Origin of the sequence: Reyranella massiliensis 521 (assembly GCF_000312425.1) — a bacterium.
Classification (GTDB): domain Bacteria; phylum Pseudomonadota; class Alphaproteobacteria; order Reyranellales; family Reyranellaceae; genus Reyranella; species Reyranella massiliensis.
This window is the reverse complement of record NZ_HE997181.1, coordinates 5,095,852-5,111,358: the sequence shown is the minus strand read 5'-3', so window position 1 is coordinate 5,111,358 and position 15,507 is coordinate 5,095,852. Positions and strand designations below refer to the sequence as shown.

20 protein-coding genes are annotated in these 15,507 nt (G+C 65.0%); 12 read left to right on the top strand and 8 right to left on the bottom strand.

Annotated elements, in window-relative coordinates; translation table 11 throughout:
* The first annotated feature begins 2 nt into the window (after nucleotides 1-2).
* Nucleotides 3-752 carry a bestrophin-like domain gene (locus tag BN60_RS24940; protein WP_020698907.1) on the top strand — a complete coding sequence of 250 codons (750 nt, stop codon included), beginning with the start codon at nucleotides 3-5 and terminating at the stop codon, nucleotides 750-752.
* A gap of 40 nt (nucleotides 753-792) precedes the next feature.
* Here the strand turns inward: BN60_RS24940 and BN60_RS24935 are convergent, their stop codons facing one another.
* Nucleotides 793-1,512, bottom strand: a complete 720-nt coding sequence (locus tag BN60_RS24935) for a haloacid dehalogenase type II (RefSeq protein ID WP_020698906.1) — start codon at nucleotides 1,510-1,512, stop codon at nucleotides 793-795.
* Between the two features lie 60 nt (nucleotides 1,513-1,572).
* Between BN60_RS24935 and BN60_RS24930 the strand changes: the two genes are divergently transcribed.
* The gene (locus tag BN60_RS24930; RefSeq protein WP_020698905.1) at nucleotides 1,573-2,166 is read left to right on the top strand and encodes a DNA-3-methyladenine glycosylase I; all 594 of its coding nucleotides are present in this window, start codon (nucleotides 1,573-1,575) and stop codon (nucleotides 2,164-2,166) included.
* 3 nt (nucleotides 2,167-2,169) lie between these two features.
* On the top strand, nucleotides 2,170-3,630 hold the full coding sequence (locus BN60_RS24925; RefSeq protein ID WP_020698904.1) for a M81 family metallopeptidase: 1,461 nt from the start codon (nucleotides 2,170-2,172) through the stop codon (nucleotides 3,628-3,630).
* 9 nt (nucleotides 3,631-3,639) lie between these two features.
* On the opposite strand, the gene BN60_RS24920 is transcribed toward BN60_RS24925, so the two are convergent.
* Entirely contained in the window at nucleotides 3,640-4,041 is a 402-nt protein-coding gene (locus BN60_RS24920; RefSeq protein ID WP_043284325.1) for a GFA family protein, read from the bottom strand.
* A 29-nt stretch (nucleotides 4,042-4,070) separates the two neighbouring features.
* Entirely contained in the window at nucleotides 4,071-4,343 is a 273-nt protein-coding gene (locus BN60_RS24915; protein ID WP_020698902.1) for a DUF3303 domain-containing protein, read from the bottom strand.
* 65 nt (nucleotides 4,344-4,408) lie between these two features.
* On the opposite strand from BN60_RS24915, the gene dapB reads away from it, so the two are divergent.
* Nucleotides 4,409-5,206 (top strand): 4-hydroxy-tetrahydrodipicolinate reductase, encoded by a 798-nt coding sequence (gene dapB, locus BN60_RS24910; protein ID WP_020698901.1) that lies wholly within the window; start codon nucleotides 4,409-4,411, stop codon nucleotides 5,204-5,206.
* 2 nt (nucleotides 5,207-5,208) lie between these two features.
* Here the strand turns inward: dapB and BN60_RS24905 are convergent, their stop codons facing one another.
* Nucleotides 5,209-5,706: a DUF2244 domain-containing protein gene (locus tag BN60_RS24905; RefSeq protein WP_020698900.1), complete on the bottom strand. Its 498-nt coding sequence runs from the start codon at nucleotides 5,704-5,706 to the stop codon at nucleotides 5,209-5,211.
* A gap of 13 nt (nucleotides 5,707-5,719) precedes the next feature.
* Here BN60_RS24905 and nth point away from each other — a divergent pair, with 13 nt between their 5' ends.
* A complete protein-coding gene (gene nth, locus BN60_RS24900) occupies nucleotides 5,720-6,367 on the top strand; it encodes an endonuclease III (protein WP_020698899.1) in 648 nt (215 codons plus the stop codon).
* Between the two features lie 69 nt (nucleotides 6,368-6,436).
* Here nth and BN60_RS24895 read toward each other — a convergent pair whose 3' ends face one another.
* From BN60_RS24895 to nudB, 3 genes are read right to left on the bottom strand one after another with little or no spacing between them, the layout of a single operon-like run.
* Nucleotides 6,437-6,751 (bottom strand): hypothetical protein, encoded by a 315-nt coding sequence (locus BN60_RS24895; protein ID WP_020698898.1) that lies wholly within the window; start codon nucleotides 6,749-6,751, stop codon nucleotides 6,437-6,439.
* Nucleotides 6,752-6,763: 12 nt separating this feature from the next.
* On the bottom strand, nucleotides 6,764-8,137 hold the full coding sequence (locus tag BN60_RS24890; RefSeq protein WP_020698897.1) for an MFS transporter: 1,374 nt from the start codon (nucleotides 8,135-8,137) through the stop codon (nucleotides 6,764-6,766).
* Nucleotides 8,134-8,598, bottom strand: a complete 465-nt coding sequence (nudB, locus tag BN60_RS24885; RefSeq protein WP_020698896.1) for a dihydroneopterin triphosphate diphosphatase — start codon at nucleotides 8,596-8,598, stop codon at nucleotides 8,134-8,136. The genes BN60_RS24890 and nudB overlap by 4 nt, the downstream gene beginning before the upstream one ends.
* Before the next feature lie 75 nt (nucleotides 8,599-8,673).
* On the opposite strand from nudB, the gene dapD reads away from it, so the two are divergent.
* Nucleotides 8,674-9,513, top strand: a complete 840-nt coding sequence (dapD, locus tag BN60_RS24880) for a 2,3,4,5-tetrahydropyridine-2,6-dicarboxylate N-succinyltransferase (protein WP_020698895.1) — start codon at nucleotides 8,674-8,676, stop codon at nucleotides 9,511-9,513.
* A gap of 7 nt (nucleotides 9,514-9,520) precedes the next feature.
* Here dapD and BN60_RS24875 read toward each other — a convergent pair whose 3' ends face one another.
* Entirely contained in the window at nucleotides 9,521-9,988 is a 468-nt protein-coding gene (locus BN60_RS24875) for a nuclear transport factor 2 family protein (protein WP_043284322.1), read from the bottom strand.
* A gap of 77 nt (nucleotides 9,989-10,065) precedes the next feature.
* On the opposite strand from BN60_RS24875, the gene BN60_RS24870 reads away from it, so the two are divergent.
* From BN60_RS24870 to BN60_RS24845, 6 genes are read left to right on the top strand one after another with little or no spacing between them, the layout of a single operon-like run.
* The gene (locus BN60_RS24870) at nucleotides 10,066-10,620 is read left to right on the top strand and encodes a LemA family protein (RefSeq protein ID WP_020698893.1); all 555 of its coding nucleotides are present in this window, start codon (nucleotides 10,066-10,068) and stop codon (nucleotides 10,618-10,620) included.
* Nucleotides 10,621-10,648: 28 nt separating this feature from the next.
* The gene (locus BN60_RS31540) at nucleotides 10,649-11,617 is read left to right on the top strand and encodes a M48 family metallopeptidase (RefSeq protein WP_020698892.1); all 969 of its coding nucleotides are present in this window, start codon (nucleotides 10,649-10,651) and stop codon (nucleotides 11,615-11,617) included.
* On the top strand, nucleotides 11,505-12,527 hold the full coding sequence (locus BN60_RS24860; protein WP_245539878.1) for a glycerophosphodiester phosphodiesterase: 1,023 nt from the start codon (nucleotides 11,505-11,507) through the stop codon (nucleotides 12,525-12,527). Before BN60_RS31540 ends, BN60_RS24860 begins: the two co-directional genes overlap by 113 nt.
* 40 nt (nucleotides 12,528-12,567) lie before the next feature.
* Nucleotides 12,568-13,239, top strand: a complete 672-nt coding sequence (locus BN60_RS24855) for a GntR family transcriptional regulator (protein ID WP_020698890.1) — start codon at nucleotides 12,568-12,570, stop codon at nucleotides 13,237-13,239.
* Nucleotides 13,240-13,274: 35 nt separating this feature from the next.
* Nucleotides 13,275-14,075: a phytanoyl-CoA dioxygenase family protein gene (locus BN60_RS24850; RefSeq protein ID WP_020698889.1), complete on the top strand. Its 801-nt coding sequence runs from the start codon at nucleotides 13,275-13,277 to the stop codon at nucleotides 14,073-14,075.
* Nucleotides 14,076-14,097: 22 nt separating this feature from the next.
* Entirely contained in the window at nucleotides 14,098-15,462 is a 1,365-nt protein-coding gene (locus BN60_RS24845; protein ID WP_020698888.1) for an NAD(P)H-dependent oxidoreductase, read from the top strand.
* Nucleotides 15,463-15,507: the final 45 nt, after the last annotated feature.

Below are 15,507 nucleotides of genomic sequence, written 5' to 3'. Positions count from 1 at the left end.
CGGTGAGCCTCGCCGCGTCGATCTCGGATGTCGTCGTCTCGGCCTTGCTGCCGGTCGCTTCTGCTTCCCTGATCTTTCTCGCCGAGGCGAAGGGCCCGCTTTCCGGTCCGATTCGAAAAACTCGTGGAATCGTCGCGCCATACTTCGGCTCGGTCGCGATCCTGTTCGGTCTGTTTGCCGCCTTGCTGGCGAGCGACGTGTGGCAGAAGACCAACGAAGCCAAGCGCGCCGTACTGGCGGAAGCGCATGCCGTCGAGACGCTGGGCTACTTTGCGCGCGCCAACGACCTCGAGGAGCTGCTCTTTCCCCGCCTGAAGGCCTACGCCAAGGCGGCAAGCGCCGAGGATCCCTATTCCTCGGCGATCGGCCCCGCCCGCAACGAGACCGACAAGGCCGCCCTCGATATCCTCACCACGATCTCGCAGGCCGATGACGTCGACGGCGCCACCCGGGCAGCCATGCTGTCAACGGCCCGGGAGCTTCTGCGGGCGCATGACAATCGACTGAGCCTGGCCAACGACGTGACGGCGCCCATCAAGTGGGTCGCCATCGTAGTCCTGGGCGCACTGACGCAGATCGCTCTGCTTCTGGTCCACGTCGACAATCAACGCGCCATGCGGGCGGCAGTCGGTCTGTTCACCGTCGCGTTCGCCTTCTGTCTGGTGGTCGTCACAATCTTCGACGCGCCCTTCGACACCATCCTGAGAAACGAACCCGCTGCCAGTCTCAACTTCACTCTGGGCAGTCTCTAGGCTGCCGGCACACGGAGCCGACAGCCGATCCCGCCCCCCCCTAGCAGCCGAGCTTCTTGGCGACCTCGACGATCGAGTTGCCGACGACGTCCCAATCGCCCTCGACCTTGAGGTCGCGCGTCTGCTTGGGACCATGTTCGGTCGGGCGGTGCACGAAGCCTGTAGACAGGCCGCACTTCTGTGCTGCTGCCAGATCGTTGTTGTGGGCGGCGACCAGCATCACCTGATGCGGCTTCAGGTACATGGTGTCGACCACGCCGAGATAGGCTTCGGGATCGGGCTTGTAGTGCCTGAAAGTCTCGCCCGAGAAGCAGTGATCCCAGGGAATGCCGCTGTTCTTGGCCATGTTGATCAGGAGCGCGACGTTGCCGTTGCTGAGCGTGGCGACGACGAACTTCTTCTTCAGCAGGCCGATGCCTTCGACCGAATCGGGCCAGGGCCGGAGCTTGTGCCAGAGGTGCGTGAATTCCCACGCCCCCTCTTCGCCGGGATGCTTCAGGCCGCGCTTCTGCAGCAGCATCTCGAAGGCTTCCTTGTGCAGCTCGTCGATGCGGGTCCAGGGCAGCTCGCCCTTGCGGACGCGACCCATCTGCGGCTGGTAGAGGCCGCGCCAGTCGTCCGCGAAGCTCGTCCAGTCGGTCTCGAGCCCGTACTTCTTGCCGAGCTTGGGCAAGTCCTCGATCAGGCTGCCGCGCCAATCCACCACCGTGCCGAACACATCGAAGATGCAGACCTTGAGGTCCGCGAGATCCTTGGCCATGAACACTCCTCCGTTTGCCGGAGTGTGGCGTCCAGCGGCGCGCTTGGGTAGGGTCCGCGCATGGTCTGGAAGCACGACACGGTAGTTGGCACCGACGGCAAGCCGCGATGCGGCTGGGCCTCGGCCGATCCGCTCTACGAGAAGTATCACGACACCGAATGGGGACGGCCGCTGCGCGACGATCGCGCGTTGTTCGAGCTGCTTACGCTCGAAGGCTGCCAGGCCGGCCTCTCCTGGATCACCGTGCTGCGCAAGCGCGAGCATTATCGCAAGGTCTATGACGGGTTCGATCCGCAGAAGATCGCCCGCTATACGCCGGCCAAGCTCGCCAAGCTGCTGGCCGATCCTGGCATCATCCGTCACCGCGGCAAGATCGACGCCAGTGTAAGCAACGCCCGCGCCTACATCGAGATCGTAGAACGCGAGGGGTCGTTCTCGAAATTCCTGTGGAGCGTGGTCGACGGCAAGCCGCGCAAGAACCGGCCGAAGACGCTGAAGGGCGTGCCGGCCAAGACGGCCGAGAGCGACGCGCTTTCCAAGAAGCTGGCGAAGGCCGGCTTCAAGTTCGTCGGCTCCACCATTTGTTATGCCTTCATGCAAGCTTCGGGCATGGTCGACGACCATGTCGCGGGCTGCCATCGCTGCAAGGAGTGAGTTTTGAGCAAGCGTGTGTTCATCGGTGCCCTCGGCACCGAGACCAATCAGTTCGTCCCCTTTCCGACGGGCCGCCGCGGCTATGAGGAGCACGGAATCTGGCACGGCGACGCCACCAGGCACGAGCCGACCAACTTCACGGCGCCAATGCATGTCTGGCGCAAGGAGACCGAGAAGCGTGGCTGGACGGTGATCGAGGGGCTGGCGACCTTTGCCGCCCCGTCGGGCACCACCGTTCGCAAGGTCTACGAGGAATTCCGCGACGAGATGCTGGCCAACATCAAGGCCGCCCTGCCGCTCGATGCCGTGCTGATCAACGTGCACGGCGCCATGGTGGCCGACGGCTACGACGATTGTGAAGGCGACCTGCTCTCGAAGGTCCGCGCCATCGTCGGCCCCAAGGTCGCCATCGGCGCGGAGTTCGACCTGCACTGCCATTTGAGTGCCTTGATGCTCGACAGCGCCGACGTGCTGGTCGGCTACAAGGAATATCCGCACACCGACACGATGGAGCGCGCGGCGGAGCTGTTCGCCATCATCGCCGACACGATCGAAGGCAAGGTAAAGCCGGTCATGGCACGTTACGACTGCCGCATGATCGCGCAGTACCGCACGTCCGTACCGCCGATCAGCGAATTTGTTGTCCGCATGAAGTCGCTCGAAGGCAAGGACGGCATCCTCTCGGTGTCGCTGAGCCACGGCTTTTCCTTCGCCGATGTCGAGGATGTCGGCACCCGCACGCTGGTCGTGGCCGATGGCGACAAGGCCAAGGCCGAGAAACTTGCCAAGCAGCTCGGCGAAGAGCTGTGGGCCAACCGCGAGCGCTATGCCACCAAGTACCTCACCATCGCCGAGGCGATGGACCGCGCCGCTTCGCATAATCAGGGCCCGCTGGTGCTGGCCGACCGCGCCGATAATCCCGGCTCCGGCGCCCCCGGCGATTCGACCTTCGTGCTGAAGGAGCTGGTAGCCCGCGAGATCGGTCCGGCACTGTTCGGCGTGATGTGGGATCCGATGGCCTTCCAGATCGCCGAAGAGGCGGGCGAGGGCGCGCGCATCCGCATGCGGCTCGGCGGCAAGTCGGGCGTCGTGAGTGGCAATCCGGTCGATCTCGACGTGACGGTGAAGAAGATCGCGCGCAACGTCTTCCAGCCCTACGGGCCGGTGATGTCGCCGCTCGGCGACATGGCGCTGCTGTCGTCGGAGCATGTCGATATCGCGATCTGCACGCGCCGCAACCAGACCTTCCACGCGGATGCCTTCCGCGCGGTCGGCGCCGAGCCTGCCGACTATCGCGTGGTGATCGTGAAGTCGGCGCAGCACTTCTATAACGGCTTCGTGGGCCTCGCGAAGGAGATCCTCTACGTCGCCTCGCCGGGAGCCGCCGACCCCGACGTCACGCGCTGGCCCTACACCAAGCGCAAGACGCCGTTCTGGCCGAAGGTGGCGGATCCCTGGAAATAGCCGCCCGGCTCACGACTGCGGCGGATAGCGGTCGAACGCCGGCAGTTCATGGACGTTCATCATCCATCCGATCCGATCGGCGACCTGGATGTGGACCTGCGCCGGCACCGCGTCCGGATCGTCGTAGGTGGCGCTCTGGATATCGATGAGCCCCGGCAATGTCTTCGCATTGTCGTAGAAGAGCCCGGTGCCGCAGTCGGGGCAGAAATGCCGCCTTCCGTGCTCCGACGAGGCGTAGACCCTGGGCGTGCCCTTGGTCACCTTGACCGCATCGTGCGGGTACATCGTCCAGCCCACCATCGGAGCTCCGGAGTGCCGCCGGCAGTCCGTGCAGTGGCACAGCGCGTGGTGGAGGGCGTCGCCCTCGGCCTGATAGCGAATCGCGCCGCAATGGCAGCCACCTGTAATCATCGTGTGCTCTCCTTCGTTGGGATGTCAGTCTACAGCAGCGGTTCGAGGGCCTCGCGCGTGGTCTTGCCCTCGACGACGGGCACGACCTCGAACTCGACGACCTCCTGCCAATCGGCGATCCAGCGCTGGAAGGTCGTGATGTCGTCGGTTTCCATGAGCTGGAAGCAGCGGCCGAGATCGGCCGTCACGTAGCTTGCTACGAAGGTAAGACCGTCCGGCAGCGCGCGGCCCTTGTCGCGCAGCTTGCGATACACGGCCTTGCCGTCCTGGTTCTTCAGTTTCTCGACCACCATGAAGAGCATCTCTGCCTCCCGTTTTGTCTGATGTAGAGTATTGTCGGACGACATTTACGACAGGAACCACACAAATGAAGATCGCCGTCGTCGGCGCCGCCGGGCGCATGGGCCAGATGCTGATCCGACAGATTGCACGCACCGAGGGCGTGTCGCTGGCTGCCGCCAGCGAAGCGCCGAGCAGCAAGGCGATCGGCAAGGATGCCGGCGAAGTCGCAGGTCTCGAGGCCAACGGCATCAAGATCGGCGGCGACAGCGCCGCCGCCATCGCCGCGGCCCAGGTCGTCATCGACTTCACCGTGCCGGCGGCCACAGTGGCCCATGCGAAGGTCGCCCAGGACAAAGGCGTGGCGATGGTGATCGGCACCACAGGCCTCGACCCGCAGCAGACGGCGCTGATCCACGAGGCAGCGAAGAAGGTGCCGATCATGTGGGCGGCCAACATGGCGCTGGGCGTCAACGTGCTGCTGGCGCTGGTCGAGAAGACCGCCGCGCTGCTCGATCCCAGCTACGACATCGAGGTGCTGGAAATGCACCACCGCCACAAGATCGACGCGCCGTCCGGCACGGCGCTGGCGCTGGGCCGTGCCGCTGCGGCCGGCCGCAAGGTCAAGCTCGAGGATGTCTGGCGCAAGACCCGGGACGGCCATACCGGCGCGCGGCCCGTGGGCGAGATCGGCTTCGCTACCCTGCGCGGCGGCGAAGAAGTGGGCGTGCACACGGTCTATTTCGCGACGGGCGGCGAGCGGCTGGAGCTCAATCACCGTTCCTTCAGCCGCGAAGGCTATGCATCAGGGGCCGTCACCGCCGCCAAGTGGCTGGAGGGCAAGAAGCCCGGTCTCTACGGCATGAAGGACGTGCTGGGGCTTTAGCCTCAGCCCGGCTCCTCGTCCCAGGCGTGGCGGTAGCGCGGCGCGCGCATCTCGACCAGCGCCGCCTTGAGCTGTTCGCCCACATGCAGGCGCTCGACCGGCGACAGGAAACGGCCGATCACGGTCCGGTTGCCGCGCGAGCTGACGACCAGACGTTCCTCGGTCAGGTCGATCTTCAGCCAATAGGCATCGAGGCGCTGCTCCTCGCGCTCGCCGTCGGGCGCGACGCGGGACACGATCAATTCGAGGTCGGTCAGCAGCAGGGTCTCGCTGCGCCGTGCGTCGAGGTAGCTGCGCTTGAACAGCCACCACAGCAGCAGGACATCGAGGCCCATGAAGCCGAACACCGGCCAGGCGCCGATGATCATCATGGGCAGGCCGACCAGGAGATTTGCCGCAACGGCGCCCACGATCAGCCAGCGGAAGGCCTCTGGCGGGAGGCTTCGATGCGGCGTGAGCGAAGTGGCGAAATGAACCGCCGGAAGGGGCGTTTCAACCATGGTATGAGGCTATATGGCCCTGATGAAGTCCGCCGTCATCCCCGAGTTTTTTGCCCGCCTGCGGCAGGCAATCCCGGAGCCAGAGACGGAACTGGAATACGATAACGTCTACCAGCTCCTGGTCGCCGTCGTGCTTTCCGCCCAAGCGACGGACGCCGGCGTCAACCGTGCCACCAAGCCCTTGTTCGAAAAGATCAAAACGCCCGCCCAGATGGTGGCACTGGGCGAGAAGAAACTGATCGACTACATCAAGACCATCGGCCTGTTCCGCACCAAGGCCAAGAACGTGATCGCACTCAGCCAGCTGCTGATCGAGCGGCACGGCGGCGAGGTGCCGCACACCCATGCCGAATTGCAGGACCTGCCGGGCGTCGGCCGCAAGACGGCGAACGTGGTGATGAACGTGGCCTATGGCGAGGCGACCATCGCCGTCGACACCCACATCTTCCGTGTCGGCAACCGTACCGGCCTGGCGCCGGGCAAGAACCCGCTGCAGGTCGAGCTGAAGCTGCTGAAGCGCGTGCCCGAGGAATTCCGCCTGCACGCGCATCACTGGCTGATCCTGCACGGCCGCTACACTTGCAAGGCACGCACGCCAATGTGCCCAACCTGCGTCGTGAACGACCTCTGCACCTTCAAAGGCAAGACGGTCGCGGTCTAGCGAACAAACATCGTCGCGATTCGCGATCGCGGCCGGCGCTTGCGATCGGCGCGCCAACCACCTCGACCGCTAGGCTGCCTCGTCGATCTGGCCACTCGCATTGTCGACGATAACCGCCGTCTCGAAGTAACGGATATCCGGCAGTTCGCCGTAGCGCTCGGCGATGTAAGCCCGCCATTGCGGCGTGTAGACCGCCTCGGCATCGATGCGACTCTCCCAGAGATAGACGCCGCCACCGACCCCCGTCTGCTCGTCGAACAGATAGTATTTGCGGACCAAGCCCTTCACACCGCGGTAGTTCGGCGCCGACATCTTGAAGAGCTCGGTCGCCTGCTTAGCATCGATTCCGGCCGGCAACTTGAAGTTCACGATGGCGGTGATCATGGCGGACCTCCTTCAGTGTTTTGCGCGTTCCTCGCGTACGCTCCAGAGCAGGATGAAGCCTAGCACCAGAAAGGCCAGCACGCAGGCCATGCCGATCCGCGTGGACCCGCTCGCCGCGGTGACGATGCCGATGGCGAGCGGCGCCATCCAGGCCGTCGCGCGGCCGGAGAGGGCGAAGAGGCCGTAGAACTCGCCGGTCATCCCTTCGGGCGCAATCCGGCCGATCATGGTCCGGCTGGCCGCCTGCATTGGCCCCATGCAGAAGCCCAGGATCAATGCGAAGCCCATCAGGGTCTTTTCCTGGAGCGAGCCGAACAGACCACGCGTCGGATCAAGGGGTTCTGCGGGAATGACGTAGAAGACGCGATCGGCCGTGACGCCCACGATACCCAGGGTAGCGACGATGACGCCGGCGATGGCGAGCTGGACCGTGCGCTTGCTGCCGATCATGTCGTCGAGGCGGCCGCCCAGGAACGCGCCGGGGATGGCGAACACCGTCAGGATGATGCCGAAGATGCCGAGCGTCACCGTGCTCCAGCCGAAGGTCGCGGCGGCATAGACACCGCCGAAGGCGATGATGGCCGCGAGCCCGTCATTGTAGAGCATGAAGGCGATCAGATAGGTGAGCGCGTTGCGGAAGTGGCCGAGCTTGCGGACTGTCGTCAGCAGCGATGCGCCGCCCTGCTTGGCGGCGACCCACAGCGACTGGCGCCGCGCGCCAGCGGAATCGGGCGTGAACAGGAACATCGGCAGCACGAAGATCGCGAGCCACAGCGCCGAGGCCGGGCCCACCAGCCGTTCGAGTTCGTGCGTCTTGGGATCGAGACCGAACAGCGGCTGATCGCCCGTGCCGAGGCCGAACATCGACGGCATCGAAACCGCCAGCACGATGAACAGCGAGATGAGGCCGCCACAGTAGCCCAGCCCCCAGCCGAAGCCGCTCAGCCAGCCCATGCGCTGGGGCCGCACGATGTTGGGAAGCTGCGCATTGTTGAACACGATCGACATTTCCGCGCCGACCGTCGCCGCGACCACCGCCCAGCTGATCGGCATGATGAGATCTGGCCGGTCGGGATAGGCCCACCACAGGCCGGCGCATCCTGCCGCCAGCAGGAGCTGGAAGGCGAAGATGTAGGGCTTGCGTCGCCCGCCGGCGTCGGCCATGGCGCCGAGAAAGGGACTCATCAGCGCGATCAGGACGCCCGAGGTCGACTGGGTGAAGGCCCAGGCCGACTGGCCCTTCACCGGATCGCCGACCAGCACGTTGGCGAAGTAGGGCGCAAAGATGAAGGTGGTGATGATGGTGAAGAAGGGCTGGTTGGCCCAGTCGAACAGGGCCCAACTGAATTGGCCGAGCTTCGACGCTTCCTTGTGAGCGACGGTCATGTGTCGCCAGTATGCCTCAGAACCCGCCGTTGCAGTTGCCAGATCGCGTCACGGTTCGTGGGCGAGAAGGTCTTTTCCATCGCCTCCTGCCAGGGCAGCCAGAGCTGGTTCGTATGCTCGCTGGGATCGAGGGTGGCCAGGACCGGTTCCGGCACGGTGAAACCGTAGACATGTTCGACATTGTGCGTGACGCCGGGCGCATAGCGGCTCTGCCATTGCGCCCAGATCTCGTAGCGGTTGATGAGCCGCCAGTCGGCAAGCGTGCCCTGGGAAAGGCCCGTCTCTTCCAGAAGCTCGCGGCGGGCCGTTGCTTCGAGGTCGGGATCGTCCGGTTCGCGCGAGCCGGTCACGGACTGCCACAAATCTTGCCCGGCTCTTTCCAGCAGCAGCACGTCGAGCCGCGGCGTGTGGATCACCACCAGCACGGATTCGGGGATCTTGAAGGCCTTCTCGGACAGCATCCGGCCAGCATAGCCGGAACATTGACACCCCGCCCCCCGCCGCTATGGTCCGGCGGCATTTTTCGAGGGATTTCGATGAGCAAGCAGCTTCAAAGCGCAATCGACGCGGCGTGGGAAAAGCGTGATGGCATCAACAGCGCCACCAAGGGCGAGGTCCGCGATGCGGTCGAGGCAGCAATCGCCGGCCTCGACGACGGCACCTTCCGCACCGCCGAGAAGTTCGGCGAGGAATGGGTCGTGCACCAGTGGCTGAAGAAGGCCGTGCTGCTTTCCTTCCGCCTCTACGATTCGGTGCCGATGGATGGCGGCGCTTCTTTCCCGGGCATGGGCGCGGCCCCGTGGTTCGACAAGGTGCCGCTCAAGACCACGGGCTGGGACGCTGCACGCTTCGCCAAAGCTAACTTCCGCGCCGTGCCGGGTTCTGTCGTGCGCCGCGGCTCATACATTGCGCCGTCGGTCGTGCTGATGCCGTCCTTCGTGAACCTCGGCGCCTATGTCGACACCGGCACCATGGTCGATACCTGGGCTACCGTCGGCTCGTGCGCCCAGATCGGCAAGAACTGCCACCTTTCAGGCGGCGTCGGCATTGGTGGCGTCCTTGAGCCGCTGCAGGCCAACCCGGTCATCATCGAGGACAACTGCTTCATCGGCGCGCGCTCGGAAGTGGTCGAAGGCGTGATCGTCGGCACCGGCGCGGTGCTGTCGATGGGCGTGTTCATCAGCGCCACCACCAAGGTGGTCGATCGCGCCACCGGCCAGATCCACATCGGCAAGGTGCCGCCCTATTCGGTCGTGGTGCCAGGCAATATCGGCGGCGGCCCGGACCGGCCCTCGACCTATTGCGCGGTGATCGTGAAGACCGTCGACGAGCGCACGCGCTCGAAGACGTCGATCAACGAACTGCTGCGGGACTAGGCCAGCCTCAGCCGGCGTGGCGTTTCCACTCCGGCTGTTTCTTCAGGTGCGCCCCTTCCTTGGCCAGGATCTTGGAGGTGCGCTCCGGCGAGAAGCCCAGGTCGACGAAGGCAGGACCGACATTGGCGACCTCGCGATATTCGGCGATCTTGCCGTCGCGCAGGCTCATCATCGACACGCCCTCGAAGCCGACCCGCCGGCCCTCGGCTTCGGGCAGCTTCGAGACGTAGCTGAATGTGTAATAGGCATAGAGCAAGCGGCCGTCGCTGACCGGCCGGTGCATGTCCCAGCGGAATTCGTGCGCCGTGCGATAGAACCAGTCGTCGATCAGCTCGGCGATCTTCTCGCGACCGCGGAAGGCTCCGTAAAACACGTCGTGATAGACGCCGTCCTCGGTGAACAGGTTGGCGAAGCTCCTGCCGTCGCGACGCTCCACAGCCGAGCAGAACGCCTTCAGCAACGCTGACGTTTCCATTGATGACCCTCCCGTAGGGCCGCAATCATGACTAAAGTAGCGGCAGCGGCCAAGACCGCCGCCGGGGAGACTTCCGCATGAGCTTCTGGATCGTCATTGGCATTATCGCCGCCATCGGCCTGTGGCTGATCGCCGTCTACAACGGCCTGGTCGGCGCCCGGAACCAGGGCCAGACCGCTTGGAGCCAGATCGACGTCCAGCTCAAGCGCCGGCACGATCTCATTCCAAATCTCGTGCAGGTGGTGAAGGACGCCATGGGCTACGAGCAGGAGACGCTCACCAAGGTGATCCAGGCGCGTAACGCCGCGGTCGCGGCGAGCGGCAACCCGGCGCAGGCCGGCCCCGCCGAGGCGGCATTGTCGGTGGCGACACGCGGCCTGCTCGGCCTGGTCGAGAACTATCCGCAACTCAAGGCCAACGAGAACGTGATGCAGCTCCAGGAAGAGCTGACCACGACGGAGAACAAGATCGCCTTTGCGCGCCAGTTCTACAACGACTCGGTCAACACCTATAACACCCGCCGCCAGAGCTTCCCGGCCGTGCTCGCCGCCGCATCGCTAGGCTTCGGACCGATGGATCTTTTCACCATGCCCGATACCGAGCGCGAAGTGCCCAAGGTCGCGCTGCGCTGAGCGTTCCGTCCGGAAAGGGCGCGCGGCTTTGACGATCAGCACTGCCACCACCGACTTCGTTGCTGCGCAGAGGGTCAATCGGCGCAACACGTTCCTGCTGCTCGCCATCCTGACTCTGCTGGCCGCATCGATTGGCTACCTGGTCGGTTGGTTTCTCGGCGCCGACGACAGGGGCCCGCGATTGTTGAGCCATGGCGGTGTGATCGGGGCCGCGCTGATGGCATCTGCCAGCATCGGCTGGAGCCTGGTATCCCTCGCCGTCAGCGACAAGATGGTCCTCGGCATGGCGAGCGCCAAGGACATCGACAAGGCGGACGCTCCGCAGCTCTTCAATGTGGTCGAGGAAATGTCGATCGCCGCCGGCGTGCCGATGCCTAGGGTCATGGTTCTCGAAACCGATGCGCTCAACGCGTTCGCCACCGGCGCATCGGTTCAACGCGGCACCATCGTCGTGACACGCGGCCTGCTGAATACGCTCAGCCGCGACGAACTGCAGGGCGTCGTGGCGCACGAAATGGCCCATATCGCCAATCTCGATACGCGCTACATGGTGATGGTGGGCGTCACCGTGGGTCTGATCGCCCTAGTCTGCGACATGGCCTTGCGCACGCTCAACTGGGGCGGTTCGGCGCACAACCGCTCTTCCAGCGGCAACAAGAAAGATTCCGGCGGCGCGGCGATCCTGATCATTCTCCTCCTGGTGATCGCCATCCTGGCGCCGCTGGCCGCCAAAGCCGTGCAATTCGCCGTCTCGCGCCAGCGCGAATATCTCGCCGACGCCACGTCGGTGCAGTTCACACGCAATCCCAACGGGCTGATCTCGGCACTGCAGAAGCTCGCCGACAAGGCCGCGCCCTTTCCCGGAGTGAGCCATGCGACGCAGCATCTCTTCATCGTCAATCCCGTCCAGGACTTCACCAAGGACACGCCCGCGCTCCTGGCAACTCACCCCGATATCGAGGATCGCATCGCTCGCCTGCGCAATCTGGGCAGCTAGCGCTGGGTTCGCCGCCGCTTTCGATCTGCAGGGTCATCGCGGCGCCCGCGGCCTCGCGCCCGAGAACACGCTGGCCGGCTTCAAGGCGGCGCTCGACCTTGGCGTCACTACGCTTGAGACCGATCTCGCGATCACCAAGGCCGACGAGGTGATCATCAGCCACGATCCGCTGCTCAATCCCGACCTGACGCGGCAACCGGATGGGCAATGGCTGGCTCGACCCGGCCCGCCGATCCGTACGCTCACCTATGACGAGCTGAAGCGCTACGACATCGGCCGCATCAATCCAGCCAGCAAGTACGCCCAGCAGTTCCCCGAGCAGAAGCCGGTCGACGGCCAGCGCTTCCCGATGCTGGCCGATCTCTTTGCGATGGCGGGGCCTTCCGTGCGCTTCAACATCGAGATCAAGACGGACCCGAACAAACCCGACCTCACGATCGACCCCGTGCGATTTGCCGGCCTCGCCGTCGAGGCGATCCGCAAGGCCGGAATGACGGCGCGCAGCACGGTGCAGTCGTTCGATTGGCGCAGCCTTCTCGAAGTGAAGAAGCTGGCGCCCGAGATCGCCACGGCCTGCCTCACCATCGAGAGCAACAACTTCGACACGGTCGGCCGGAACGGCAGCCGGCCCTCGCCTTGGCTGGCCGGCCTCGACCTGGCCGCGCATGGCGGCTCGGTACCGCGGTTGGCCAAGGCCGCCGGCTGCGCGACCTGGTCGCCCTTCTGGCGCAACGTCACGGCGGACAATGTGAAGGAGGCCCAGGCACTCGGCCTCAAGGTCGTGCCGTGGACGGTGAACGTGCCGGCCGAAATGGCGCGATTGATCGATCTCGGGGTCGATGGGCTGATTACCGACTATCCCGACCGCGCCTTGCCGGTTATCGCATCAAAAGGGCTGAAATACCGCTAGGCGGTTGACTCGCGCGGTCGCGTGTTCTGTATACAGAGATATGCGCCCGATCATTCCCGAACCGGATCTATCCGAACGTATTCACGACTCCGTCCTCGAAGCGATCTGCTCGGGCGAACTGAAATCCGGCGCGCGCATCACGCAGGAAGAGTTGGCGCAGCAGTTCGGCGTGTCGCGCCAGCCGGTCCTGCAGGCGATGATGCTGCTGCGACGCGAGGGCTTCCTGATCGATGCCGGCCGCAAGGGTGTCTGCGTGGCGCCGCTCGACGTCCAGCAGGCGCGCAACCTCTATGCCGTGCGCGCCGCGCTCGACGGCGCGGCCGCTCGCCATGCCGCCGCCAACTACACGCCGCATCTCGTGCAGCGCGGCCGCCAGCTTCTCGATGTCGGCCGCCGCGCCGTGGCGAGCGGCTACGTGCCCTCTGTGATCGAAGCCGATATCGATTTCCATCTCTTCATCTACGAAGCCTCGGGCAATCCGCTGTTCGGGGAAACGGCGCAGCCGCACTGGCAGCATCTGCGGCGCGTGATGGCCGCCGCGCTGAGCGAAGAAGACTTGCGTATCAGCGTCTGGGACGAACACGAAGGCATCCTGCGCGCGCTCGAAGCCGGCCAGGCCGCGGAGGCCGAAGCGCTCTGCCGCGGCCATGCCGAGCAGATGGCCGATATTCTCACGGGACGACTGAAGGTCGTCATTTCACGCGCCGCCTGACAGCGACGCAAACGACAAGGCAAGGAGGAACCGCCATGAAGCTCACCTCTGAGCAGCTCCGGCAATTCGACGAAGAGGGTTATCTCTTCTTTCCCGACTATTTCTCGCCCGAGGAAACGCAGATCCTGAAGAACTCGGTGCCCGAAGTCTTCGCGCAGCGCCGCGAAGAGAATGTGCGGGAGAAGACCGGCGACGTGGTGCGAACCGCCTTCGCCGTCCACACCTATCATCCGGTGTTCGAGGCGTTGATCCATCATCCGCGCTTCGTGGAGCCTGCCGAGCAGCTCCTGAAGGACAAGACCTACATCCACCAGTTCAAGATCAACGGGAAGGCCGCGTTCGACGGCGACGTCTGGCAATGGCATCAGGACTACGGCACCTGGAAAGCCGACGACGACATGCCCGAGGCCCGCGCCATGAACCTCGCGGTGTTCATGGACGAGGTGACGGAGTTCAACGGCCCGCTGTGGTTCATCCCGAAGAGCCACAAGAAGGGCGCGATCGAGGCCAGTCACGACCTCACCACGACCTCCTATCCACTCTGGGTGATCGACAACGACACGATCTCCAAGCTGGTGAAGCAGGGCGGCATCGTCTCGCCCAAGGGCGGACCGGGCTCGGCGATCTTCTTCCATGGCACTCTTGTCCACGGGAGCCCGCCCAACATGTCCCCCTACGACCGCCAGATCATCTACGTGACCTACAACGCGGTCTCCAACGCCATCCGCCGCTTCAAGCGGCCGGACTATATCGCCCATCGCGACTTCACGCCGATCGACGCCTGGGAAGACGACGCCGTCGCGCGCGCCGCCCGGCGCAAGGCCGCCGCGGAATAATCAGAAAAGCTCGGAGGAAACGATGAGTCTCCATCGCATGCTCATGGCGCGCGCGGCCGAAGCCAAGCCGCTGCGCATCGGCGTGATTGGCGCCGGCAAGTTCGGCTCGATGTATCTGTCGCAGATCCCGACGACGCCGGGCATTCATTTGCTGGGCATCGCCGACCTCTCGCCCGACCGCGCCCGCGAAAACCTGGCGCGGCTGGGCTGGAAGCCCGACGTCACGGCCGCCACCTCGTTCGCAGACGCGCGCAAGCACGGCAGCACCTACCTCACCGACGACTGGCGTGCGCTGGTCAGCCATCCCGAAATCGACATCGTGGTTGAATCCACCGGCGATCCCATCGCCGCCGTCGAGCACGCGCTCGAAGCCTTCCGCAACGGCAAGCATGTGGTCATGGTGACGGTCGAGGCCGATGCCTTCTGCGGCCCGCTGCTCGCGCAACGCGCGGCGCAGGCCGGCGTGATCTACAGCCTCGCCTATGGCGATCAGCCGGCGCTGATCTGCGAACTGGTCGACTGGGCGCGCACCTCGGGCTTCGAAGTCACCGCGGCCGGCCGCGGCCACAAGTGGCTGCCGCACTTCGCGCAGTCGACGCCGGAAACCGTATGGAAGTACTGGGGCCTCAACGAGGAGCAGGCCAAGCGCGGCGGCCTGAACCCCAAGATGTTCAACTCCTTCCTCGACGGCTCCAAGCCCGCCATCGAGAGCACGGCCGTGGCCAACGCGACCGGGCTGACGCCGGCGCCGGACGGCCTCGCTTTCCCGCCCTGCTCGGTCGAGGACCTGCCCTTCGTGATGCGGCCGATCTCCGAAGGCGGCCAGCTCCATCACAAGGGCCAGGTCGAAGTGGCCTCGTCGCTGGAGAAGGACGGCCGCGCGATCCCCTACGAAATCCGCAAGGGCGTGTGGGTCGTGTTCGAGGCGGCGACCGAGTACCAGAAGAACTGCTTCGAGGAGTACATGCTCTGCACCGACCCGTCGGGCCGGTACTCGGTCATGTACAAGCGCTGGCATCTGATCGGCCTCGAGGTCGGCATGTCGGTGGCCTCGATAGGCCTGCGCAAGGAGCCGACCGGCTGCCCGATCGGCTTCCATGCCGACGTGATTGCCACCGCCAAGCGCGACCTCAAGCCGGGCGAGATCCTGGACGGCGAGGGCGGTTACACGGTCTACGGCAAGCTGTTCCCGTCGGAGAAGTCGACGGCGCTGGGCAGCCTGCCGCTCGGCCTCGCGCACAACGTCAAGCTCCTGAAGCCGATCAAGGCCGGCCAGTCGCTGACCTACGCCGACGTCGCCATGGACGAGACGCTGACCGCCGTGAAGCTGCGCCGCGAGATGGAGCAGGCCTTCGCGCCGGCCGCTTCCAAGATCGCCGCCCAGTAGGAGTGCCGCAGTAGGGGCCGGGGCGAGTTCATTTGACGTCACCAA

What these genes read in the sequence shown, in the direction of transcription:
- nudB (WP_020698896.1), bottom strand. Translation starts at nt 8,598, where the DNA reads ATGCTGTCCGAGAAGGCCTTCAAGATCCCCGAATCCGTGCTGGTGGTG.
- BN60_RS24890 (WP_020698897.1), bottom strand. Translation starts at nt 8,137, where the DNA reads ATGACCGTCGCTCACAAGGAAGCGTCGAAGCTCGGCCAATTCAGTTGG.
- BN60_RS24875 (WP_043284322.1), bottom strand. Translation starts at nt 9,988, where the DNA reads ATGGAAACGTCAGCGTTGCTGAAGGCGTTCTGCTCGGCTGTGGAGCGT.
- nth (WP_020698899.1), top strand. Translation starts at nt 5,720, where the DNA reads ATGGCCCTGATGAAGTCCGCCGTCATCCCCGAGTTTTTTGCCCGCCTG.
- BN60_RS24915 (WP_020698902.1), bottom strand. Translation starts at nt 4,343, where the DNA reads ATGCTCTTCATGGTGGTCGAGAAACTGAAGAACCAGGACGGCAAGGCC.
- BN60_RS24855 (WP_020698890.1), top strand. Translation starts at nt 12,568, where the DNA reads ATGCGCCCGATCATTCCCGAACCGGATCTATCCGAACGTATTCACGAC.
- BN60_RS24935 (WP_020698906.1), bottom strand. Translation starts at nt 1,512, where the DNA reads ATGGCCAAGGATCTCGCGGACCTCAAGGTCTGCATCTTCGATGTGTTC.
- BN60_RS24850 (WP_020698889.1), top strand. Translation starts at nt 13,275, where the DNA reads ATGAAGCTCACCTCTGAGCAGCTCCGGCAATTCGACGAAGAGGGTTAT.
- BN60_RS24845 (WP_020698888.1), top strand. Translation starts at nt 14,098, where the DNA reads ATGAGTCTCCATCGCATGCTCATGGCGCGCGCGGCCGAAGCCAAGCCG.
- BN60_RS24920 (WP_043284325.1), bottom strand. Translation starts at nt 4,041, where the DNA reads ATGATTACAGGTGGCTGCCATTGCGGCGCGATTCGCTATCAGGCCGAG.
- BN60_RS24870 (WP_020698893.1), top strand. Translation starts at nt 10,066, where the DNA reads ATGAGCTTCTGGATCGTCATTGGCATTATCGCCGCCATCGGCCTGTGG.
- BN60_RS24895 (WP_020698898.1), bottom strand. Translation starts at nt 6,751, where the DNA reads ATGATCACCGCCATCGTGAACTTCAAGTTGCCGGCCGGAATCGATGCT.
- BN60_RS24905 (WP_020698900.1), bottom strand. Translation starts at nt 5,706, where the DNA reads ATGGTTGAAACGCCCCTTCCGGCGGTTCATTTCGCCACTTCGCTCACG.
- dapD (WP_020698895.1), top strand. Translation starts at nt 8,674, where the DNA reads ATGAGCAAGCAGCTTCAAAGCGCAATCGACGCGGCGTGGGAAAAGCGT.
- dapB (WP_020698901.1), top strand. Translation starts at nt 4,409, where the DNA reads ATGAAGATCGCCGTCGTCGGCGCCGCCGGGCGCATGGGCCAGATGCTG.
- BN60_RS24930 (WP_020698905.1), top strand. Translation starts at nt 1,573, where the DNA reads ATGGTCTGGAAGCACGACACGGTAGTTGGCACCGACGGCAAGCCGCGA.